Annotated in this window: 22 protein-coding genes; 12 read left to right on the top strand and 10 right to left on the bottom strand. The window is 56.3% G+C overall.

Annotated features, from left to right (window positions below; genetic code table 11):
• The first annotated feature begins 337 nt into the window (after positions 1-337).
• The 3 genes from AC2IBB_RS32420 to AC2IBB_RS32410 all read left to right on the top strand — a co-directional run bounded on the left by AC2IBB_RS32420 (position 338) and on the right by AC2IBB_RS32410 (position 2,335).
• Positions 338-808 (top strand): PEP-CTERM sorting domain-containing protein, encoded by a 471-nt coding sequence (locus tag AC2IBB_RS32420; RefSeq protein WP_486330746.1) that lies wholly within the window; start codon positions 338-340, stop codon positions 806-808.
• A gap of 164 nt (positions 809-972) precedes the next feature.
• Positions 973-1,461 carry a GNAT family N-acetyltransferase gene (locus tag AC2IBB_RS32415; RefSeq protein WP_486330745.1) on the top strand — a complete coding sequence of 163 codons (489 nt, stop codon included), beginning with the start codon at positions 973-975 and terminating at the stop codon, positions 1,459-1,461.
• Positions 1,462-1,660: 199 nt separating this feature from the next.
• A complete protein-coding gene (locus AC2IBB_RS32410) occupies positions 1,661-2,335 on the top strand; it encodes a hypothetical protein (protein ID WP_486330744.1) in 675 nt (224 codons plus the stop codon).
• Between the two features lie 14 nt (positions 2,336-2,349).
• Here AC2IBB_RS32410 and AC2IBB_RS32405 read toward each other — a convergent pair whose 3' ends face one another.
• Entirely contained in the window at positions 2,350-2,586 is a 237-nt protein-coding gene (locus AC2IBB_RS32405) for a YbaK/EbsC family protein (RefSeq protein WP_486330743.1), read from the bottom strand.
• A gap of 263 nt (positions 2,587-2,849) precedes the next feature.
• Here AC2IBB_RS32405 and AC2IBB_RS32400 point away from each other — a divergent pair, with 263 nt between their 5' ends.
• Both AC2IBB_RS32400 and AC2IBB_RS32395 read left to right on the top strand, forming a co-directional pair.
• The gene (locus AC2IBB_RS32400; RefSeq protein ID WP_486330742.1) at positions 2,850-3,482 is read left to right on the top strand and encodes a YitT family protein; all 633 of its coding nucleotides are present in this window, start codon (positions 2,850-2,852) and stop codon (positions 3,480-3,482) included.
• Between the two features lie 206 nt (positions 3,483-3,688).
• Positions 3,689-4,126 (top strand): GNAT family N-acetyltransferase, encoded by a 438-nt coding sequence (locus tag AC2IBB_RS32395; RefSeq protein ID WP_486330741.1) that lies wholly within the window; start codon positions 3,689-3,691, stop codon positions 4,124-4,126.
• Between the two features lie 24 nt (positions 4,127-4,150).
• Here AC2IBB_RS32395 and cobN read toward each other — a convergent pair whose 3' ends face one another.
• Positions 4,151-7,966, bottom strand: coding sequence for a cobaltochelatase subunit CobN (gene cobN, locus AC2IBB_RS32390; protein ID WP_486330740.1), 3,816 nt, complete (start codon positions 7,964-7,966; stop codon positions 4,151-4,153).
• 4 nt (positions 7,967-7,970) lie between these two features.
• Positions 7,971-9,041, bottom strand: a complete 1,071-nt coding sequence (gene cobW, locus AC2IBB_RS32385) for a cobalamin biosynthesis protein CobW (protein ID WP_486330739.1) — start codon at positions 9,039-9,041, stop codon at positions 7,971-7,973.
• Positions 9,042-9,358: 317 nt separating this feature from the next.
• Between cobW and AC2IBB_RS32380 the strand changes: the two genes are divergently transcribed.
• From AC2IBB_RS32380 to AC2IBB_RS32365, 4 genes are all read left to right on the top strand, one after another.
• Complete coding sequence (locus tag AC2IBB_RS32380) at positions 9,359-9,763, top strand: hypothetical protein (RefSeq protein WP_486330738.1); 405 nt, start codon at positions 9,359-9,361, stop codon at positions 9,761-9,763.
• Complete coding sequence (locus AC2IBB_RS32375; RefSeq protein ID WP_486330737.1) at positions 9,760-10,605, top strand: AraC family transcriptional regulator; 846 nt, start codon at positions 9,760-9,762, stop codon at positions 10,603-10,605. The genes AC2IBB_RS32380 and AC2IBB_RS32375 overlap by 4 nt, the downstream gene beginning before the upstream one ends.
• A gap of 68 nt (positions 10,606-10,673) precedes the next feature.
• On the top strand, positions 10,674-11,270 hold the full coding sequence (locus tag AC2IBB_RS32370) for a LysE family translocator (protein ID WP_486330736.1): 597 nt from the start codon (positions 10,674-10,676) through the stop codon (positions 11,268-11,270).
• Between the two features lie 188 nt (positions 11,271-11,458).
• The gene (locus AC2IBB_RS32365) at positions 11,459-11,920 is read left to right on the top strand and encodes a hypothetical protein (RefSeq protein ID WP_486330735.1); all 462 of its coding nucleotides are present in this window, start codon (positions 11,459-11,461) and stop codon (positions 11,918-11,920) included.
• A gap of 59 nt (positions 11,921-11,979) precedes the next feature.
• On the opposite strand, the gene AC2IBB_RS32360 is transcribed toward AC2IBB_RS32365, so the two are convergent.
• From AC2IBB_RS32360 to AC2IBB_RS32345, 4 genes are all read right to left on the bottom strand, one after another.
• On the bottom strand, positions 11,980-14,763 hold the full coding sequence (locus AC2IBB_RS32360; RefSeq protein WP_486330734.1) for a TIGR02921 family PEP-CTERM protein: 2,784 nt from the start codon (positions 14,761-14,763) through the stop codon (positions 11,980-11,982).
• Positions 14,753-16,297, bottom strand: coding sequence for an exosortase O (gene xrtO, locus AC2IBB_RS32355; protein ID WP_486330733.1), 1,545 nt, complete (start codon positions 16,295-16,297; stop codon positions 14,753-14,755). The genes AC2IBB_RS32360 and xrtO overlap by 11 nt, the downstream gene beginning before the upstream one ends.
• A 100-nt stretch (positions 16,298-16,397) precedes the next feature.
• Positions 16,398-16,850 carry a YqaA family protein gene (locus tag AC2IBB_RS32350; protein WP_305902608.1) on the bottom strand — a complete coding sequence of 151 codons (453 nt, stop codon included), beginning with the start codon at positions 16,848-16,850 and terminating at the stop codon, positions 16,398-16,400.
• A gap of 9 nt (positions 16,851-16,859) precedes the next feature.
• Positions 16,860-17,231: a VOC family protein gene (locus tag AC2IBB_RS32345; RefSeq protein ID WP_486330732.1), complete on the bottom strand. Its 372-nt coding sequence runs from the start codon at positions 17,229-17,231 to the stop codon at positions 16,860-16,862.
• Positions 17,232-17,503: 272 nt separating this feature from the next.
• Between AC2IBB_RS32345 and AC2IBB_RS32340 the strand changes: the two genes are divergently transcribed.
• A complete protein-coding gene (locus AC2IBB_RS32340) occupies positions 17,504-17,719 on the top strand; it encodes a cold shock domain-containing protein (protein ID WP_127973940.1) in 216 nt (71 codons plus the stop codon).
• Between the two features lie 76 nt (positions 17,720-17,795).
• On the opposite strand, the gene AC2IBB_RS32335 is transcribed toward AC2IBB_RS32340, so the two are convergent.
• Both AC2IBB_RS32335 and AC2IBB_RS32330 read right to left on the bottom strand, forming a co-directional pair.
• Positions 17,796-18,569, bottom strand: a complete 774-nt coding sequence (locus tag AC2IBB_RS32335; RefSeq protein WP_486330731.1) for a fibro-slime domain-containing protein — start codon at positions 18,567-18,569, stop codon at positions 17,796-17,798.
• Between the two features lie 280 nt (positions 18,570-18,849).
• Positions 18,850-19,596 (bottom strand): fibro-slime domain-containing protein, encoded by a 747-nt coding sequence (locus AC2IBB_RS32330; protein ID WP_486330730.1) that lies wholly within the window; start codon positions 19,594-19,596, stop codon positions 18,850-18,852.
• 244 nt (positions 19,597-19,840) lie between these two features.
• On the opposite strand from AC2IBB_RS32330, the gene AC2IBB_RS32325 reads away from it, so the two are divergent.
• The gene (locus AC2IBB_RS32325; RefSeq protein ID WP_486330729.1) at positions 19,841-20,263 is read left to right on the top strand and encodes a DUF2195 family protein; all 423 of its coding nucleotides are present in this window, start codon (positions 19,841-19,843) and stop codon (positions 20,261-20,263) included.
• A gap of 30 nt (positions 20,264-20,293) precedes the next feature.
• On the opposite strand, the gene AC2IBB_RS32320 is transcribed toward AC2IBB_RS32325, so the two are convergent.
• Positions 20,294-20,911: a LysE family translocator gene (locus tag AC2IBB_RS32320; protein ID WP_486330728.1), complete on the bottom strand. Its 618-nt coding sequence runs from the start codon at positions 20,909-20,911 to the stop codon at positions 20,294-20,296.
• 151 nt (positions 20,912-21,062) lie between these two features.
• Here AC2IBB_RS32320 and AC2IBB_RS32315 point away from each other — a divergent pair, with 151 nt between their 5' ends.
• On the top strand, positions 21,063-21,245 hold the full coding sequence (locus tag AC2IBB_RS32315; protein WP_486330727.1) for a hypothetical protein: 183 nt from the start codon (positions 21,063-21,065) through the stop codon (positions 21,243-21,245).
• Positions 21,246-21,281 lie beyond the last annotated feature (36 nt).

The following is a 21,281-nucleotide window of genomic DNA, read 5'->3' as shown; positions in this document are numbered from 1 at the left end:
TTCCCGTTTCCGTATTGCAACCGCTTCACGCCCGGCTAAGCCGGGCGTTTTCGTTGTTTTCAGCGCCCCTCCGCAAAGTCCAGTTACTTTATTGCAACGATTTTGTAAGTCACGCCTAGGACCATTCTGTTTTTTTCCGGCAGAAAACGATCGGAGAACGCTATCCAGTTCTTTGGTTTTGTTTCTAGTTTGTTGTTTATAAAGAAAAAATTAGAGCTGCCTGTTTTCTTTTGAAAACCATTCGTCTTATTCAGATTTTCTGGTATGAAACTTGAAAAGACCTTCTCAGTTTTCGTTGATACGTTGTAGCGCCGCAGAATAAAAGGGGAGGCTTGTAATGCGAAAGGTGACATTTTTTGGTTTTCTGGGCGCTTGGTTGTTGGCTGGGGCGGCGCAGGCGGCCGTAATAGGGGAAGCCGGAGGGGCGACCTGGACTCCGTTTCAGATCCATGAAGGAGAAAATTCAGCCCAGCGGCGGGGGGCGTCCCACGAGCGCCGTCAGGCGGAGTCTGCTGACGATCAGGGCGGCTGGCTGGAATCCTATGTGCAGGAAATGTCTGAGGTTGAAGCGCAGGCGTCGCGCTTCACCGGCGCAGAGCCGGTCATCAAGCCTTACTGGTTTACATTGCTGTTGTCGGATGTCGCCTCTGTGCGTTGGTTGTTCTCTCATCTGGGCGGCAATCTGTGGGTGATAGATCGCAATGGACCGGTGTCCTTTGTGCCGCAACCTTCCACTTTGGCGCTGATGGGGTTGGCGGGATTCGCCACTGCGACAGTTGGATTGAGAAATAAGCGTAAATATTGTTAAGACATTCGGGGGCTGGATGTGTCAATATAGGGCCCCTTCAAAAATATTCCGAATTATTAACGAGTTGCCTGCGCCGGTCCGTTCCGCTTCGTCTTCCTGCGGGCGGGCCGGCTTGGGGCTTGTTTTGCTAACGATTCGCCAAGGTTTGGTGTGAAGTATCGGCAATGAAGATAAGGCGAGCTTCCTCGGAAGAGTGTGTTGTATTGAGTGAGATCGCCATGGAAAGTAAGGCGGTCTGGGGTTACTCCCAGGAATTTATGGACGCCTGTCGGAGAGAGTTAACCTACTCCGAGGACTACATGTCCCGGCACACGGTATATACGGCGGTAGCCCGCAGTGGTGAAATCGCCGGCTTCTATTCGTTACGTGCGTTATCTCCAGTTTGTACGGAGATGGATGCGCTGTACGTACGCCCGGACTATATGCGCCAGGGCGTCGGTCGCGCTCTGTTCGAGCATGCCATACTGTGGGCCTACCAATATGGCTATCATCTGATGATGATTCAGGGCGACCCTAACGCCGCTGGCTTCTACGAGACCTTCGGCGCCATCTTGATTGGTTATTCCGACTCCACCCGTTTTCCCGGGCGTAAACTGCCTTTATTTCAGATTGCATTGATTGATCAGGTCTCTGCGATCAGCGCCTCTTTGTAACCCTGTCGTAACGATTCCCCGCGATTTTGTGGCGTTATTCTGCGCTCATGTGATTATTTTTTGAACTGTGTCACAAAAAGGACTAATTTATAAGTCATCAAGAGTCTCTATCAGTAGCGAATTGCACGACGCCCTGACTGACGACACTGAGTTCCAGTACGGCGCCGATGCAACAATAACAATACACAGGCTGAGGATTATGGATACTCTCAATGCGGTTATTACTATCGCCAGTGTGGTGCTGGTGTTAAGCGGCGTTTTGCTGTTCTTCGGCGGCAAGCTCGCCAATCATGGCTCAGAAGCCCGGCAAACGGGCGTTTACGCGAGCTTTAATGTTCCCACTCTGGTTTTACTGGTGGCGGGCGTGGGGATCGCGCTGGCGCCACGGCTGACCCATAACGGTCAGTATGGTTTCAGTCAATTGCCTGCGCCGGCGGCGGGGATTGAAAACATGTCCGCCTCGTCCACTCAGATCGCCGATGTGGCGCAATCGGAAAGTCAGCCTCAGGTTTCCATTCAGGCGAAAGCATCGTTGTTGACGGCGGGCAGCTATGAGTTGATGAGCTATTCCCTTGATAACAAGCAAATGCACCTTGTAGGCGGTATGGACCTTTATGCGCTCAAGTCCGACCAATACCAGATATTCGTTGAACTCAACGCCTATGACGACAAAGGCTTGCGCGACATCTACACCGGCAGCGGGTTGCTGTACTTCGACGGCGCCAACTGGATGCTGAATATGGAAGGCGGCGTTGGGCCTGCGATGCTGACGCAGCGGGAAACGCCCGTGAAGCTTACCAGGGAAGGGGACTTTGTCGTTCTGGCCTACGAAACGGACGGGCGCTCGCACCATTTGATCTGGTTGCAGGATTGAGCGCCCGACGGCGTTCACCACCGTCCGAACATGTAAAACGCGGAGGGACTGCCAGTTGGCGCACTGAAATCGCCATGTTTGCAATTCCGCACCAGTGTTTCGAATTGCTGATGATTCATGTGAATCAGATCCCGATGATCGCCCGCCTCCAGATAGAGCTCCGCTGAACTCAGCAGCTCGTCGTCGACGATGGTTTCCATCTGATAGGCCAACCCTACGGCGGGAATGGCGCCAAGGGAGCAATTTTTCAACGCAGAAGCGACGCCTGACAGAGCAGGCGCAGGCGAACAAAAAGAAGGATTCTACATGTTCGCCGCATTCATAAATTATAGCCCTTAAAACACAGGGCTGATCACTTTATATGCGATTAAAACCTGCAACGCTGATGCGGTTATCGGCGCTGGTCCGGTTATTGCTGTAAGCCTACTTTGTCTCAACCTGCGTCAGCGCCGGCGATCCCGGCATCGGCGCATTGTCGTATTGAGCGATCCTCACATACATACAGGAGCAGTAGATGTCCGTGCAGTGGCGTAAAGGTCTTGCCATCGTTGAGGGCTGCGCCCTCGTAGCCCTTGGGTTGGTGTTTCTCAACAGTTCGCACTTGCTGGTCAGCGGCGTCGCTGGCTGGGCGTTGATCATGGCGCACTGGATTCCACTGAGCTTTGGCGGCTTGTTCTTCCTGCTGAATTGCCCTTTCTTTGTGCTTTCGTGGTTAACCTTGGGGCGCGCTTTCACCTTTAAGTCTCTGGCGGCGATCGCTTTTGTCAGCCTGTTAAGCGACTCCCTGATGGCCTTGATCGCTTTGCAAGCGACGCCGCAATGGCTGGCTGCGCTGATCGCAGGCGGACTCATTGGCGCAGGACTGACCTGGATCATGCGTCATGGCGCTTCCCTCGGCGGGGTGAATATCGTTGCGGTCTGGGCGGAGCACCGTTACGACCTGCAGGCCGGACAGACGCTGTTTGCGGCGGACTGTCTGGTGGCGCTGGTCGGCGCCTGGGTGTTTAACGGCTGGGAGCTGTTATGGTCGCTGCTGGGCTTTGTGGTGTTGAGCTGGGTGGTGGGACGCTATCACAAACGGGACCGGTTGCGAAAAGAGGAGCAAGAAGCCTGCGAATCTCCGACCGTAGAGTGGGGAGCAAGATAGGTTCTACAATCCAGGTTGTATAAACGGTGTTCAAGTATTAGGTCTAAGGGTCTATTTGGGGTGGTTGGTTTTAGGCCGTAAAGCTGAGAAAAAGCGGCCTTCCCCTTTAATTTTCAAGGCTCTCAGCCGCGGAAGGTGGCGTTGTAAGGACAGAAAAGCTATTATCGGCGGCCCAATAACCGCAACAACACTAGTATTTTGTCCATATGAACGCGAACACGGACGTATACCTCCGAGAAACCGATGACAGCTCCTTCGCCACTCGCGTCATCAGCGAGAGCATGGCGGAGTATTTCAATAAATATGAAATGGAGTGGACGCCGGAGCGGGTTTCGAAATATTGGGGTGAGCACGAAAACTACGACATTTTCTATCGCGACGAAAAAGTCGGTGTGTTGCGTCTGGCGTTTGATGAAGAGGCCTGCATCGTCCGCGACCTGCATGTGTTGCCCGCCTACCGTAATCTCGGCGTTGGCAGTCAGGCCCTGCAGAGAGCCTACACCGCCGCCTGGGTGCGTGAGCTTCCCACGCTGCGCTTGAGAACCTTCGTCTGCAATCCCTCCAAAAACCTGTACAGACGCCATGGCTTCTCTTTGATCGACAGAAAAGACCACCTGATCGTACTGGAAAAGAAAGTCGACTAGATCCCACTCAATAGCGGGCGGACCTTAGAAGCTTTCTTCCGCCCTTTCATCCAGTTCCAGCAACAACGATTCAATCCGCTCCCGATAATCTCCCGGCTCCTTCCATAATCCACGCTGCATGGCTTCCAGCAGACGCTCAGCCATTTCCTGCAGCGCCTTGGAGTTGTGCTCGAGCATGAAAGCCTGGTTGTCGGCGTTGAGGGCGAGGGCGTCGGTGACATTGGCGTATTGGTAATCGTCCACCAATCCCGTGGTGGCGTCATAGGCGAACAGATAATCCACGCTGGCGGCCATTTCGAAAGCGCCTTTGTAAGAGTGTCGCTGCATGGCGGCGATCCATTTGGGGTTGGTCACCCGTGAGCGGATCACCCGGTTGAGTTCTTCCTTCAGCGTGCGTACTTTGGGCGCAGCAGGGTTGCTGTGATCGTTAAGATAGATGCTGGGCGCGTCCCCGCGCAGTACGTTGACCGCGTTGGTCATGCCGCCCTGAAACTGGTAATAGTCATCAGAGTCGAGAATATCGTGCTCGCGGTTATCCTGATTCTGCATCACCACTTCCAACTGGCCGAGGCGATGGCTGAACGCGCCGAAGGCTTCTTCTCCGGCTTCATTTTGACCGTAAGCGTAGCCGCCCCATTGCACATAGGCCCGGGCGAGGTCGTCTGGCGTTTCCCAGCAGCGCTCGTCGATCAGGCCCTGAAGTCCGGCTCCGTAGGCGCCGGGTTTGCTGCCAAATACGCGGAACCCGGCCTGTCGTCTGGCTTCTTGCGCTGACGCGCCGGCGGCGGTCAGTTGCGCCTCCCGTTCCCGGATATGGCGCTGAATGAGATTGCTGTCGCCGGGCTCCTCCAGCTCCGCCAGCTTTTGCACGGCGGCGTCGAACAGTTTGATGACATTGGGGAAAGCGTCGCGAAAGAAACCGGACACTCGTAGCGTCACGTCCACGCGGGGGCGGTTCAGATAGAATGCGGGGATGATTTCGAAATCCACCACACGATGAGAGCCAGGCGCCCACACCGGTTTGACGCCCATCAGGGCGAAGGCCTGCGCGATATCGTCGCCCCCGGTGCGCATGGTGGCGGTGCCCCAGACCGACAGCCCGATTTGCCTGGGATAATCGCCGTGATCCTGCAGGTGACGCAGCACCACTTGCTCCGCCGACGCCTGACCCAGCTCCCAGGCGGTTTTAGAGGGTATGGCGCGGCTGTCCACGGCATAGAAATTACGCCCGGTAGGGAGCGTATCCAGACGTCCGCGGGTGGGCGCGCCGCTGGGCCCGGGTGGCACGAAGCGTCCCGCCAGCGCACGCAGACTGTGTTGAATTTCGTTGTCGGCGCTACGTTGTAACGCGGGCTTCAGAACGGTTTGCAGATAGGCGAGCAGGGCGCAGGCGCCGGGCAGGCTGTCGCGCAGCTCGGTTAATGGCGCATCGCTCAGAACGTATTGCGCAACCAGTTGTTGCGCATAAAGCTCCAGACGCTCCCGGGTATGCTGCTCCGTCCGCCAGACTGACTCCAGCAGCGCAACCAAAGGCTGCGGCCGTGCGCCCAGCCAGAGGCGGGCTTGCGGTTGCAGGGGATCGAATGGGTCATCGCCGTTGACGGACATCTGCATATCCGCCGCCAGCGCATGCATCAGGCCGCGATCATCAGGCTGTTCCCCACGAGGCAGTCGCACCAGCGCCGTCAGAGTGTCGCGCATTTGCGCGGGCTCCGGCAGTTCCCCCAGGCAGTGCAGACCATCGCGGATCTGCGCCTCTTTGATGTCGCAGAGGTAGGTGTCCAGTTCCTGCAGTACTGCGTCGTCGTCCGGTTCCGCGCCAGTTCGCGACAGCTCCGTCAGTACATTGGCGCTGCGGGCTTTCTGCAGAATTTCACGGCGCAGGTGATTCTCTCGACGCGCATCCAGGCCCATGGCCTGATAATACTCGTCCACCATACGCTCCAGCTCCGCCAGTTCGCCATAGACTTCCGCCCGGGTCATGGGCGGCATCAGATGGTCGATGATCACCGCCTGGGCGCGGCGTTTGGCCTGTGCGCCTTCACCGGGATCATTGACGATAAAAGGGTAGATGTGCGGCATGGGGCCAAGGGCGATGTCCGGCCAGCACTGCTCTGACAGAGCCACGCCCTTGCCCGGCAGCCATTCCAGATTGCCGTGTTTGCCCACATGTACGATGGCGTCGACTTCATAGGCGTGGCGCAGCCAGAAGTAGAAGGCCAGATAGCTGTGAGGCGGGATCAGGTCGGGATCATGGTAATTAGCGGCGAGATCCATGTTATAGCCCCGCGCAGGTTGAATGCCGACGAAGGTTTCCCCCAGGCGGACGCCGGACAGCATCAACCTGCCGGCGCGACATTTGGGATCTTGCTGTGGCGCGCCCCAGCGCTTCAGTACAGCCTGTCGACAGCGCTCCGGCAGGCGATTGAAGCAGGCTTCGTAATCCGCCAGGGCCATGCTTTGATGGCAGGGCAGCAGCTCAAGGGTATCTGGATTATTGGTGATGGATGACTGCAACAGTTCGATCAGCGCAGCGGAGTTTTCGGGAATATCCGACACCGGGTATCCCGCCGCCTGCAGGCTCCGCAAAAGGTTTAACGTGGAGCGCGGCGTATCCAGACCGACGCCGTTGCCAATGCGACCGTCCCGGGTCGGGTAGTTAGCCAGCACCAGCGCGATACGTTTATGGGCGTTGGGTTTGGCGCTCAGGCGGCTCCAGCGCCGCGCCAGTTCGGCGACGAAACGGGCGCGTTCTTCCTGTAACGCGTAGCGAACCACATTTAGCTGACAGCGTTTGCTGTAGTGATCGGAGTCTTTGAATCCCACTGCGCGGGTGATGACCCGGCCGTCCAGTTCCGGCAGGGCGATATGCATGGCGATATCCCGGGAACGCAGTCCGCCGCTTTGCTCGCGCCAGTCCGCTTCACTGCTGGAAGCCAGAATCACCTGCAAAATAGGGACGTCGACGCTCAGTGGATGGGTATAGTCAGTGGGCGTTGATGAGAGAGAGGCGTTGGCGGTGTTTTGCAGCGCGAAGGCGGTGGTGTTGAGAATCACTGTGGCCGCGCTGCGCTGGCACAGCAGGTCCACGGTTTCCAGACAGGCGGCCTCCTTCAGGGAGGCTACCGCCAGCGGCAGCGGGTTCAAGCCCTGTTCCTGCAGCACGCGAATCAGCCCGTCGAACATGGCGGTATTGGCTTCCTGCAGGTGGCTGCGATAGAACAGCAGCAGCGCGGTGGGCTGGTCTGGACGCCAGTCCTTGCGCCAATCTTCGAGAGTGGCGTCGGAGATATTGGGATGATAGATCAAGGCGCGCGGAATGACTTTGGGCTCCAGCCAGGAAAAGTCCTGGCCGAAACATTCCGCTGCGATATAGCGGAAAAGCTGTTCGCTGTTGCCGCGTCCGCCTTCACGAAGGTAGCGCCAGACGCGCCGGGCGCAGGCCGCACCGACCGTGCCGCTGTTGAGCAACGCTTCATCCTCGCTATCATCGCCTGGAACCACAATCAATGTGCGTCCGGGACGCCGCGCCCAGTCCTGCAATTGCTCCAGTCCATAGGGCCAATAAGACGCGCCGCCAAGCAGCGACAGCGCCACGACTTTGGCGTGGTCCAGCACCTGGTCCCGATAGAGGTCGAACGCCGCTGGTTTGCTCAGGTGCATCCAGTTGGCGAGCCGCAGGCTTGGGTAATCATCCGGCAGCGTCTCCGCCACCCGGGCGAGCAGGCCAAGCGCGCCGTCCGCCGCAGTGAGGACTACCAGATCCGCTGGCGTTTGTTGCAGGTCGACGATGCCTTCGCCGTCGTTGAAACCGCCCGGTTGCGCCGCCAGCAGATGCATGGACTCAGACTTCCGCTGCGCTTAGGGCGTCGCGCAGTGCGGAGGCGTCGATGCCCTGGCCGATGAACACCAGACGGGTTTTGCGGTCTTCGTCAGCGCCCCACAGGCGGTCGAAATAATGGGCGATGCGGTCGCCCACCGCCTGCACTACCTGGCGCATGGGCTTATCGCCGTTGGCGACGAAGCCTTTGACCCGGTAGATGGTATTGGCGCTGATGAGGTCGCGGGTAATCGCCAGGAGCTTGTCGCTGTCCACGGGGCCCAGCGTAATGACGCAGGAGTCGAAATCGTCGTGGGCGTGGCGGTGGTGATGACCGTGGTCATGGTGATGATCATGATGAGTGTGGATGGCTTCGATGCGCTCTTCCGTCGCAGCTTCCAGGCCGATCAGCACTTGCGAATCCACCTCGCCATTGGCGACGAACAGGGTTTTCACCCGCTCAGGCAGCTTCGCCTGCACTTGCTGCAGCGCCTGCGCGCGGGCGTCTTCGTCCAGGCAGTCGCTTTTACTGATAACCACCAGATCCGCCGAACTGAGCTGGTCGTCCAGCAGTTCCCGCAGGCTAGGGTTGTGATCCAGACTGTCGTCCGCGAGACGCTGTTGCTCCACCCGTTCCGGATCATGCGCAAAGCGGCCTGCCGCCACAGCGGGACCGTCCACTACGGTAATGACCGCGTCCACGGTGCAGAACTGTTTGATGTCCGGCCAGTTGAACGCCTGCACCAGCGGCTTGGGCAGCGCCAGACCGGAAGTTTCAATCAGGATATGGTCAATCTGATCGCGGCGCTCCACCAGCTTCTGCATCACGGGCAGAAATTCTTCTTCCACCGTGCAACAAATACAGCCGTTGGCGAGTTCGTAAATGCCGGAATCCGTTTGCGTGGCGGCGTTGTCCTCGCAGTCCAGGGGGCAGTTGCGCAGCAGATCGGCGTCGATATCCAACTCGCCGAACTCGTTGACGATCACAGCGATGCGTTTGCCGTTGGCTTGTTTCAAAAGATTGGACAGCAGGGTGGTCTTACCGCTGCCAAGAAATCCGGTGACGACAGTGGCGGGAATTTTATTCAGTTGCACAATGAGCCTCTTGCAGTGTTCCGTGAGATGCGGCGGCGCGAACTCCTGCGCCAAGGTTACTGCGCAGCATTCTGCGCCAAATTTCCCGGATTTTCATCTTCTTAGAGTCGGCGGAAAGGCGGCCCCAGAGGAAAAATCCCGCATGCAGAAAAGCTGGACGAGGTGTAGAGTTCGCGGCGCGCGATCATCCCGCCCTCAGTGAATGACGACCGACGTGGCGGGCGCGTATTGACTTTGCCGCCGGAGATTTACATCTTTAGCAGACTTAACCTTGCAAGCGTTAAGCGTCGAAAGGACCTGCCTGAAAAGGATGTGATGTGAACGCTACTGCTATTGTCCGTATTCTCTGCACTCCGTTGGCCTGGGTGGCCGGCGTTCTCTATGGCGCTTTGCTGGCGCTTATCTACTACAACCTGCGCGTCGAGTGGGGATGTGATCCTGAAATGTATGGCGGGGGCGATTGCCTGGCGGAAGGCTGGGACGCCTGGCCGGGACAGGTCAGGTTTGTCTGCGCCGGATTGGTGAGCGCCTGTGCGGTTGTCGCTGCGACTTTTATCGCTCCCGCCTGGAAGCGGTGCGCCTCGGCGGCGGCCAGTGTGGCGGGGGGAGGCCTGATGTATCTGCTGCTCGGCATTTATGCGCTGGCCGGCGCCCTGGCTTGCGGCGTGTTAGCCGGCGTGATTTACGACGCCTTATCCCGACGCAATAAGGCGCCTAAGTGAAAGAATACTCTCGCTTGTGGGAGAGTCCCCGGATGCAGGGCGTGGAGCTGCTTTCCGCCGCCTTCAACCGGTTCTCATTCAGCAAACACTGGCATGATCAACTGGCGGTAGGCGTGATTCTGCAGGGCGCTGAGGGGTTGGATTATCGCGGCGGCAAGGTGGTGATTCCCCGTGGTCAGATCGTCGCCATCAATCCTTCCGAGCCGCACACGGGTTTCGCCGCCAGCGATGGCGGCTGGCGCTATCGCATGTTCTATTTCGAAGAAGCCCTGCTGCGGGAAACGCTGCGTGAGCATCGCAATGGTTTCTCGCCCTTTCTGCGGGGTCCGGTAATTGATGATCCGGCTGTCTTTTCGTTGTTGCTGGAACTGCATCAGGCGTTGGAGACGGAGAGTTTTTCTCTGGCTCAGGATTCATTGCTGACCGCGGCGCTGCATCAGCTTTTCCAGCGCCATGGCGATGGCGGCGAAGTAGAGGCGAGGCGCGTTCAGGATCTGCAAGGTTGTCTGCGGATTCGCGATTACCTGCATGACCACTGGCGTCGCAACGTCGCCCTGGAAGAGTTGGCGGGGCTGACCGGCATGAGCCGCTTTCAGTTGATTCGCGCCTTCAAGCAACGCTTTGCGCTGACTCCTCATCAATTTCTGATATTGCTGAAAACCCGTGAAGCCAAACGGATGTTGGAGACCGGTATGGAGCCGCTGACGGCGGCTCTGGAATGCGGTTTCTTCGATCAAAGTCATCTGCATCGCAATTTCAAGCGAGTGTATGGCGTGACCCCCGGCAGTTTCGCCAAACGCAATTTCGTACAAGAACCCTTCTCTCCTTCCGTCATAGATTAGCGCCTGTTGTTGGCCGCCTCCACGCGACGGTGGGCGTCGGCTTTGGAGTCAATGCAGGAAGTAAATCTATGTCGTTCAGCTTTATCGCGGCCTGGCTGGCCGTCATGTTTCCTCTCGTATTCAGTCCCGGACCCGCCAATGTGGTGTTCGCCGCTTCCGGCGCCCAGTTGGGCGTTAAGCGCTCTCTTCCTTTGCTGGCGGGCGTTGATCTGGTGTTTTTCCTCAAATCTCTGCTGGTAGGCTTTGGCCTGGGAGCGGCGCTACAGGAGTATCCACAGGGATACGCCATTCTGCGCACCGCCGGCGCCTGTTATCTTTTTTATCTGGGGTACTGCTTTTTCCGTCCGGCGCTGGCCGGGGATTCGGCCTCTCCCAAAATGCTTGGTTTTAAAGACGGCCTGATCATTCAACTGCTCAACGCTAAAGGCTGGATCATGGTCGTGCTGATGTTCTCGCTGTTTGGCGCGCAGGGTGAGGATGCGACGGCGCGGGCCCTGTGGCTGGCGGTCATGCTGGCGCTTTTGAATGTATGTACGCATCTGGCCTGGATCGCGGCTGGCGCGGTGCTGGTGAAACGCCTGGCGGGCGGCCTCGGTCAGCAAGTGCAGGCTTTTCTGTTCGGCGGCGGGTTGATCGTTGTCGGCGTCTGGTTACTCCTGGGTTGACATACCCTTACTTGCACCCGGCTTCGGCCGGGCTTTTTTACTTGGCCTGTTTTATTGGAGGCTTTTTAACTTCTTCACGACGGGTTTTCGCTACTTTCATCGCTTTCATTTCTTTGGCGCGCGATGGGCGGCGTCCACTATTGCTCCCAGCGTCAGATCTTTTCACACATAGCGTTTTGGAGCTGGTAATGGAAGAAGTATATAAAACCCCGGAATCCTCCCTCATTGACGGCCGCAATGGCCAGAAGCCCGTGGGCGACTATCGCCTGTATAAGTTGCCCGCCGTGGGACTGGCGACATTTTTCGGCACTATCCTGGCCGGCGGAATTATTCTTTCATACAACTTTAAGCAGCTTGGCCGGGACGACATGGCCCGCAATGCGCTGGTCTTCTCATTTTTGGCGTTGCTGGTGGTCTTTGGACTGGCGTTTGTTGTGCCGGAGATTCCCGGCGTCAATGTGGTGTTCACGGTTGTGCAACTGGTGGCGATGATGCAGATCTCCAAAAAATACCAGGGCGATGATGTGGAACATCATATGGCGAACGGCGGCGCCATGATTTCGAACTGGGTGGCGTTTGGAATTTCATTGCTGGTGCTGATTGTCGTGATCGCGTTGTTGTTCGGAATCGGTATGTTGCTGCCGTATTGATCAAATAAAACTGATTCGAAATATAAGAAAACGCCCGGGATTAGCCGGGCGTTTTCATTTTAAAGACTGGCGGGCTGCAGTGTGAGCCTGCGTCTGCGGTGCAGGGCGGCGTACGTCAGCATCAGGCCGGCCAATCCCAACAGCAGCCACTCTTCAGGCTCGGGGACGGGAGATGCGCTGAACATGTCCATGGGCGCACTGAAGGTTTCCTGTCCGGTTTCTACTTCGCGATCGAACCGATCCGCTTTTTGCTCCGCTTCCTCCAGCGCTTTTTTCTGGCGCTCCTCCACCAGTACGATCATGGAAGAGTAATCTGTCACCAGATGTTCAGCTTTGGCGATAGAGTGCAGTTTATCCAGCACCTCGACGTCGGAGGTGTCGCGAGTCTGCGCCAGATACTCCAGCCAGCGGCGTGCGGCGATGGCGGAGAAGAAATCTCCTTTGTCATGAATGCTGTTTTGCTCCGCCCCGGCGTCTGTGTTCTCTTGCGTGTACCAAAGGTAGTGGGGCGTGATAGCGAACAGGCCGTCCTGCGCGCGGCTTTGTCTGAACTGGTGCGTGGCGATCGCCTCCTGTAGCGACTGCGTGACGCCGCCCTGGCTTTGTTTGAGCAAGTCCAGCATTTGGTCTTGATAGGCGTAAGCGAGCGTTCCACCGAGATGCGCCAGCCATACAGGCGGCATTTGTGCGGCTTTGAGTGTGAACTCGGATTCCAGTTCATAGCTGCCAGCGTCAGTCAGCAGCATCACCGCGTCATAATCCTGCTTTGCACTTCTGCGCCAGGCGGCTAACTGGTCCATGGGCAGGCTATCGCCATAAAACCGGTCAGCTGACGGTGGCGCTGTAATGGACTGGCAGCGCTCGTGGCATAGAAAAATTTCGTGGGCGACATTGAGCTGTTGTAGCTGTTTCAAGGCTGTCGCCACATTCCCGGCCTGCTCGCCCATGCTGTAGGAGCCATCGATAAGAATGGCGTACGGCGTTGTCGATTTCTGTATGTCCCATTGCGCATCCGCACCCGTGCGGGGAACTGCGCGAACATGCTGTCCGGCGACGGTAACCTCGTGAATAGTACGCGTCGAGCTTTTCGTCGCTGGAGCGGAGGCGGGCGTCCATTCGCTTTCAAGCGTGTGGATGGGCTGATTGTTCAGAGTACGTTGAGTCTGGTCGCTCCAATAGGCGTTGCGTTTTTCCAATAGTTGAGGCAACGGCCAGGCGCCTTGGTCGTTCAGGGTGGTTTTGTATTCGAACGTCAAATACATGGGATCGACCTCATAGTCCGTACCCAGTCGCAGACCTATGGAGCGGCTGTAATTGGCTCTACGAGGCGGAACGGGAAACGCGCGCAAGCGATACTGACGAGGGCCGACCTGCTCCAGCAAAGAGGGGTCGATGCGCTGATTTACTTCATCGTTGTAAACCTGCTGCGCCGCGCCGCGAGGGGCTACCGCATAAGGAAATTTATCCAGGTCCTGGGCGTCGTCGCTCAGCCATAGCCCCGTCAGCGCCGCCTCTTCCGGCAGGCTGAAATGAAAGGTGACTTCATGCTGGTCGTAAGTCTGATTTTCCAGCGTTTGCACGATGCGAATGCGCGCGCTGTCGTCTTGCGGCTCAACGGTGATCGCCATATTGGTGATCAATACATGTCGGTTTAGCACATCAACCAGGCCCGCAACGGGGCGGCCTTGGTCGAAGGTGGCTTTGATGGCGTTTAGAATCGCCTCCGGTTCGCCTTTTTCGATGGGCTGGTCGAAGAATTTCTGGTAGTAACGGGCGGCGCGTTCTTTGTCCTCAGAGAAGTAGGCTCCGTCGTATAGAAAGGGCGTCGCCAAAAAGTCGAAGACGGCTTGTGAACCTATCGCCAGAGCATGGTCCGCATCGTCAAAAGCGCCCAGATAGGCGTTATACACGGCGCTGTTTCTTTCGGTAGTCGATAGATAACGATAGGGCGCCAGATAGGCGTTGATCAGCCCTTTGCGCAAGGCGTCGTGTTCTTCACGCGGAATACTGGGGATCGTCTCGCCAGGTCTGAATGGCTGATCCAGAAACGCCATGCGCTCAAACGTCTCCTGTTGCGGCTGCTGGTTCAACACGATGAATAACAGGGCGTTTAAGGCCAGCATCCCCGCTGCGATGGCGCCGGCCCTGGGGCGCCCGAGGCCGGCGTTGGCGATGCGCCACTCACGCAGAAACTCGCGGATATAGAGGAAAATCAGAGCGAAGGGGAGCGCAAGAAAGACGGCGAGCGTCGTCAAACTGGATATCATCACAATCAGGATAAGCGGTGAAAGCGCATCTCTCAGGCGGATGTCTCCCAGTATTCCGAAGAAGCCTGCAGTGGCGGGAATAAAAAACTGCGCGAGCAGCAGGGCGCAATACAACCCGGTCAACAGCATGGTCATGGCCAGGCAGACTCTTAGCCACAGAGGAAAACGGTCGTTGACGCCGCCCCACAGACAAACGAGATACGTGAACAGGGCGATCAGTATGTTGCTCATCAGATGGGTGACGCCGGGGTTCAGCTCGCGTAGCAGGAACAGACTGCTCAGCATGATGAAGATGATCGGCATCTCCACACCGTAGAAGAGCTTGATCAGCGCTAAAGGTTTTTTCCTGAAACGCGTGAAACCCAGACCGATGCAGAGCGCGGGTATCGCCACCAGCAAGACCGAGAACAACGCCGTCACCCAGCTATGCAGTCCGATGAAGGCTCCAGAGATAGCGGGCATTGTGAAGTGAGGAATGATCAGGACGCCTGCAAGCACGGCGTAGGTCAGGTTCCAGAACCAGAACAAGAGGTAGCAGCAAACTGCTCGCCACACAGGTAACTTCTTATTTTCCATTGTCGCTCCGTTCAGCGCCGGACGCCTCAGCTCCGGTCAGGATGTGTTGAACATGTTGGCGCAGCAATGCAGTCGCTTGCGCCGCAAGGTCGGGAGAAATCATGCTGTTCCAGGCGACGGAGACCATCACCCAGGACTGTTCCGGTTCGCTCCAGGCGGAAAATACGCGGGAGGAATAATCCGCTGTTTGCCTGTCGACGGACTGAAACCAATAAAATGCGGAACGGGCGCCCTGGTCGAGACGCAGGTATTTAATCTCGCTATGGTCCGGCAAGACCCAGGTCTTTTCGTCATCAATGACGACACCCTGAGATCTATAACAGTTACGCGGGTCGTGCTGGGCCTTCCAATAACGGCTGTGCACCAGGATGAGACTGCCCTGCATACCGCGCCATGTGAACAGGTACTTGCGGGCGGTGGCGGCGTTACGGTTAAAAAAGCCCGCTTCAATATCGGATAAAGACGCAACTTGCGCGCTGAATTGCGGCGGCGGAGGCAGCTTTATCGCTTCTCCTGCGAGTGTTGGCTTGGGGTGGGGCGTATAACTGATGAGCGCCAGGAGCAGGACGCCGAGAATGGCGAATTCCCCTTCGCGACGCCAGAACGATGGGCTTGCTGGTGTAGAGCAAGAAGGCGAAGTTCTATTTGTCGCGTGCGCTTGCGGGCCCCGCGACGGAGCCAGCGTCAGAGCGAGCCAGGCGAGGGCGCAGGAGAGTACAAACCCCAATGCGCCCAGAGAAGTATGGATATGGTCCGCAGCCTGTGGCGCGTTCAGCGCCAGATCCGTATACACCAGCGCGGTAATGCGCAATGCGTTGAAGAAAATAAGCGTACTGATAAACAGCGCCAGGACAGCCAGCCAACGCCAGGATAACGCTTTGCGCTCCAACCAGGTGAGCAGCAGGAAAAAGATCATGCCCGCCCAGATTCCTTTCAGGCCGCTGCAGGCCAGATCCACCACCGCCGCCTTGTTCTCAATCAGGATGATGGACTCATTGGACAGAGGCGGAACGCCTAGCGCTGTGAGTAGGTCGCCCGCCAGGTCGGCGCACAGTAAACGCAGGGGAAAGCCAAGATAGATATCGAGATAGCCCTCAAAGGGCAGTGCGAATATCAACAGCGCACAGGGAATCAATGCGCTGCGCCAAAGGGCGGGTGAGACGTAAAGCCCCAGCATCCCGTAGCAGGCGGTTGTCATCAGTGTGGCGGAAAAGATATGGATGCCAGTGACGTATTCGTTGAGCAGATACGCCAGACAACTCATCGTCAACAGGGCGAAGGGAATAGCGCGCCATTGAAACGCCAGGTCGCGGGCGGAGGGCGTTCTTCTCTTGTAAGCGTGGATCGCTACGCCGACTAATAACAGACAGGCGATCACATGGAATTCATTCTCTGGCGTTAACATCTGGCGCCAGATCCAGGTCAGAACGGGATTAAATAACCACAGAAATAGAGCGGCGATGATGATGCGCACGCCACTGCGATATAACGGCGGGATGAATGAGGCGATTCCGGTCAGAGTGTTTGGCGGCATGCGTATCTAGGCGTCAGGACAGAGAAACCAGTCAGGCATTATCTTCGCTTAATCGGGCGAAAACCTAGCGGAAAAATGACGAATTATGGCGACGCCCGACTCAGAACCAGTTTGTGTTCTGGAAGTAAGCCCCGAACTGGTCGAACAGGCCCACGATAATGGCGTAGCGCGCCCCTTTGCCGGCGAAGGTAAGGAAAACGAATATAGGCAGCCGAATCCGCATGAGGCCGGCGATAAAGGTTAACGCATCACCGAACAACGGGGCCCAGGCCATAAGCAGCGACCAGACGCCGTAACGTTGAAACCAGCGCTGGGCGGGCCCCAGATTTTTCTCTTTGAAAGGAAACCAGCGCCGGTCCTTGAAGTGTAAAAGATAACGCCCCAACGCCCAATTAACGACCGAGCCAAGGGTATTGCCGACGGTGGCGAACACCCACAGCAAGGCGGGGTCGTAGCCAGTGGCGAGCAGGCCGGCCAGCATAATTTCGGAATAGGCCGGCACCAGCGTCGCCGCCAGAAAGGCGATGAAAAACAGGCTGAAATAAGCTTCCACCGCGAGCGCCTATTGGGAGTACACGCTGACTTCGACCAGATTAAGATCCGGGTCGTTGAAATAGACGGAAGTAATGGCGCCCATCGCGCCGCTCTTGGTGACGGGGCCTTCCACGATTTCGACCCGCTCCGCCTGCAAGTGGGCGATGACGTCCTCCAGCTTCCACTGCGTGATTAAACATAAGTCGCCAGAGCCGACGCCTGCGCAGTTACGTGTTTCCTGTCCCAGTGTCTGCAGGTTGATTTTCTGCATGCCGAACCTTAATGCGCGGCGTCCCGCGGCGAAGGTGACAGGCTCCATTTGCAGCACGCGCTGGTAAAAGGCCACGGAACGCTCAATGTCTGCGACGGTGAGGACAATATGGTCGATATGGCTGATCATCCGAAAAATATCCCGTTTCAAGAATTTTCAGAATCTATATGCTGGATTTGTGAAATCGGTGAGTCAATCTTTTAGAGACAAAAGAATTCAGGCTCTTACCAATTTTGTCGAAGGGAGTATAATCGATCTCCTAATCGTCGTTCGGACCGGGAAGGGCCGACGGCAGAGTTGCGCGGGAACGGCCTCTGCGCCTCCCGCAGTGAAATCAGGAATAAGGCTAAGGAAGCACGCGCGACCAAAGCCGCATAGTTAAACATGGAAAGGGAGAGATCATGCAGTCAGGAGAAAGAACTACCGGCATGGTGAAATGGTTTAATAACGCAAAGGGATACGGTTTCATTGAAAGCGCCGAAGGCGATGTGTTTGTACACTACAGCGCCATTAGAAAAGACGGCTACAAAACGCTGCGCGCGGGCAGTCATGTGGAGTACGAAGTGCAGCACTCATCCAAGGGCCTCTTCGCGCAGGAGGTTAGCAGCTCAGAGTAAAACAGCCGCTTAACTTCTCTATTCGTCCGGATAAAGAAAGGGGGAGCCAGAGGCTCCCCCTTGTCGTTTCAGACTCCTAGATATTAGTGCTTAAACGTTGGCGTTTATCTCCCCGGAAAGCCAGGCCGGCCAACCCCATCGCCAGTAGAAACAAAACGCCTGGCTCAGGCACGGGAGGCGGGGGAGGAGGCGGCTCGATTCGTAAGCTGGTGGTGACGTGGAAGTTCGATAACGAGGTGTGGCGCTCCGCGAAAAAAATGTCCAGCTCATAGACGGTGTCTTCCAACAGCCCCATCGCCATCAGGTCCGCCCCGCTGAAGCTACTGCCGACCGGGCCATGTACGCCGCCAAGGTCCATCATCAATTTGCCGTCCACGTATACCCACAGGTCATCGTCGCCGGTAAAACTGAATGAGTCGGTGGACTTGAACGAGGTGGTTCCTTCCAGATGCATTGCGAAATGGTAGTTGTGGCTGAGTCCTTCATTGCCCGCCAGTTCGCCGTCTATCGGAAAGAAGCTTGAGTCGCTGTATGAAAACAATCCGCCGCCGATATCCGCCAGCTCCAGGCTGATGGCTTTGGAGCCATGAGAGTCCGTCCACCAGTGGTCGAAGCTCGCTGCGCTGGCGACGCCGCCATAGCCGCCTGCGCCGATATAGTCGGGTAAACCATCCGCGCCCAACGTGGACGACACCATTCCTGTTGCGAGCCCAGAGATAGAATCCTGAAAATCTGCATCGGCAATCACGTGATCGTAGATGGTTCCTGTGAGCATATAGGCTTGAGCTGCGCTGCTCAGGCCGAGCGCAAAAGCGCATAGGACTAACTTTGAGGGAAATCTTCTTGTCATAACTTTTCTCCCGCGAACCTTCAGCGTAAAAGATGCGTTATGTTTTTAGATAGGCGATAAAGTAAGCAGCATAAACTACGCCTTCTATTGCGCTTCTGCGCAAATTCGGAGGGTTATCTATTTTGTGGCTGGCGCATTAATCAGGTTTTGTAAACTATTTCGACGGGTTTGAGGTGATCGAGTGAGGGACAACATCGGGGAGTATGAGGCGTTGCGGAGTCAAGACGTAAGTATGAACTACGTATCGCTTGCGACGCCTCATAGAGTCAGGGAGCAGGTTTTATTTGCGGAAGCATCTGCGCATGCCCAGTCCCAGCAGTCCCGTCAGAAACAGCGCCAGCACGGAGGACTCGCTGACAGGCGTCGGCGGCTCGATTCTCAGGCTGGTGGTGATATTGAAGTTGGACTGAGAGGTGTGGCGTTCGGCGAAAAAGATATCAAGGTCGTAAACGGTGTCTTCCAGCAACCCCAGCCCTAAAAGATCTGCGCCGCTGAAGTGGCCATTGGTCGGGCCGTGCACGCCGCCGAGATCCATCACCAGTTTACCGTCGATAAACACCCATAGGTCGTCATCGCCAGTGAAGTCAAACAGGTCCATCTCTTTGAAAGAGGTTTTGCCTTCCAGGTGCATGGCGAAGTGATAGTTGTGGCTACGCCCCTCATTGCCGGAAAGCTCGCCGTCGATAGGGAAGAACGCGGAATTGCTGTACGAGTACATGCCGCTGCCGTTGTCCGCCAGATTTAACTCCACAGATTTGGAACCGTGAGAATCGCTCCACCAGTTGTCGAAACTGGCTGCGCTTTGTACACCGCCATAACCACCTGTACCAATGTAGTCAGGCAGCCCGTCTGCCCCTAACGTGGAAGCCAGCATGCCTCGTGAAAGGCCGCTGATGGCGTCTTCGAAGTCTGCTTCAGAGGCGATATGATCGTAAATAGTTCCGGTCAGTAAATAGGCTTGTGCGGCGCCGCTCAGAGAAAGCGCCAGAGTGGCTGCAATAAGAGTGGGATACTTACTCGGCTTCATGCCTTTATCTCCTTTCTGTCATTATTCAACATCAATGTTGCTGACTTCCGTCAACGGAGATGCATCCAGCACAAACTAGGCCGAAAAGCCTAAAGAAGCATAAATCCAACGAATTGTCGCGTTTGTGCGCAAGGCGAATTTAGATGAGCTGTAAAATTTTTCGACTCTTTCAGCTCCATGTCCTTCTAACGCTTTAAACGTCTGGGATTAGGGCATTAACAGGGCCCGCATTGGAGAAAGAATAATGAGTAAATACATACGAATACTTTTTCTATTCACGTCCATAGGCAGCGTTGGAGCCTGTCAGGCTAATGGGCATCGTGCGGATCTCTCCATTGAGCGATTCCAGTTTTCCAATAAATTGGAGGCATGTCTTGAACTTAAGCCGGCGCAGATTCAAGAAGACGGCGACCGCATAACACTGCTTGCGGATGTCGCGCTGCATGACAGCATTGCCTCCTGTACCTGTATGAGTGCGCTTATTAACTATCAGGTGGTGGATGAGTTTGAGGTGGATGGCGTCAAGATTGAGAATGAACTGATACGAGCATTTATAAACACAGCGCTAATCCAGGGAAAATATTTAAGCTTTATTATCTCAACTGAACCTGATTATGAGTTTAAAGGGCATGTCTCAGTCAGAGTCAGTTGTCGACCTGTACTGTAGTTTGCATCTGACGCGCCTAATCCTGGCGAGTCACCCCTTCACAATCAAATAAGCCCCACTCCCCACAAGTACCGCGCCTGCGGCGGTTTTGGCCGCGCTTGCCATGGGGCTGTTAATGAATCTGGCGGCCATCTTTTGCGCCAGGCGGGCGTAGAGGAGCTTTACGCCGCCGACGGTAATGACGGTGATCGTTATGATGGCGGTTATGTCCGGCGCAGTCAGCGATGACATATCTACGAAGACAGGGAACAGGCTTGAGTAAAACAGTATGGCTTTGACATCTCCCAGCGTCAGCAGCAAACCCGCGCTGAAACTTGTCTCCAGACGAGTTTTTGAAGACGCTGCAAATCTAAGGTTGAGGGTGGATCGAGAGCGGATCAGGCTGAGTCCAAACCAGATCAAATAGGCGCCCGCCAGGTAGCGGATGATCAGGAAAAGTCCTCCCAGAGTGTCCGCCAGGGCCGTCATGCCCAGAATCGCCAGACAGACGAATATCAAATCGCCACACACCACGCCTGCCGTCACCGCAGCGCCATGAGCAAAGCCGGACACAGATGAGCGAGCGACCACCAGCGCCACGCTGGAGCTGGGAACCGCCGCCAGGGCGAGCATGATCAAGCTCAGACTGAGTGCATTGAGCGCGTCCACAAGGTTTAATCTTCTCTGCTTACAACGGAAAACGATTTGAGGAAAAGAATAACCGAATCCTCCCTTGACCTGTCTATAACTTCATACCGCAAAGTAACTTTTGTCGGCTGCGCAGCTGCACGTTTTTCACTGAACTATCGGGAGAGGAATCATGAGCGATACTGTGATGAATAAAGCGCAATGGGTAGAAGTTCTGCGGGCGGCGGGACTGGATGAAGAAGCGATGCGGCGCTGGCATCGGGAGTTCGAAGCCCGTTATCCAGAGGCGCATCAAAGCCTGTTGGAATGGTTGGGGGTTTCCGCGGAGGAAATAAACCGCATCCGGGCCCTGTAGGATACTGACTAGAAACACAAAGCGGTCGTTATGACC

The sequence above is a fragment of the Hahella sp. NS-SX17 genome, from assembly GCF_057367735.1.
This window is presented reverse-complemented; position numbering and strand designations above follow the sequence as displayed.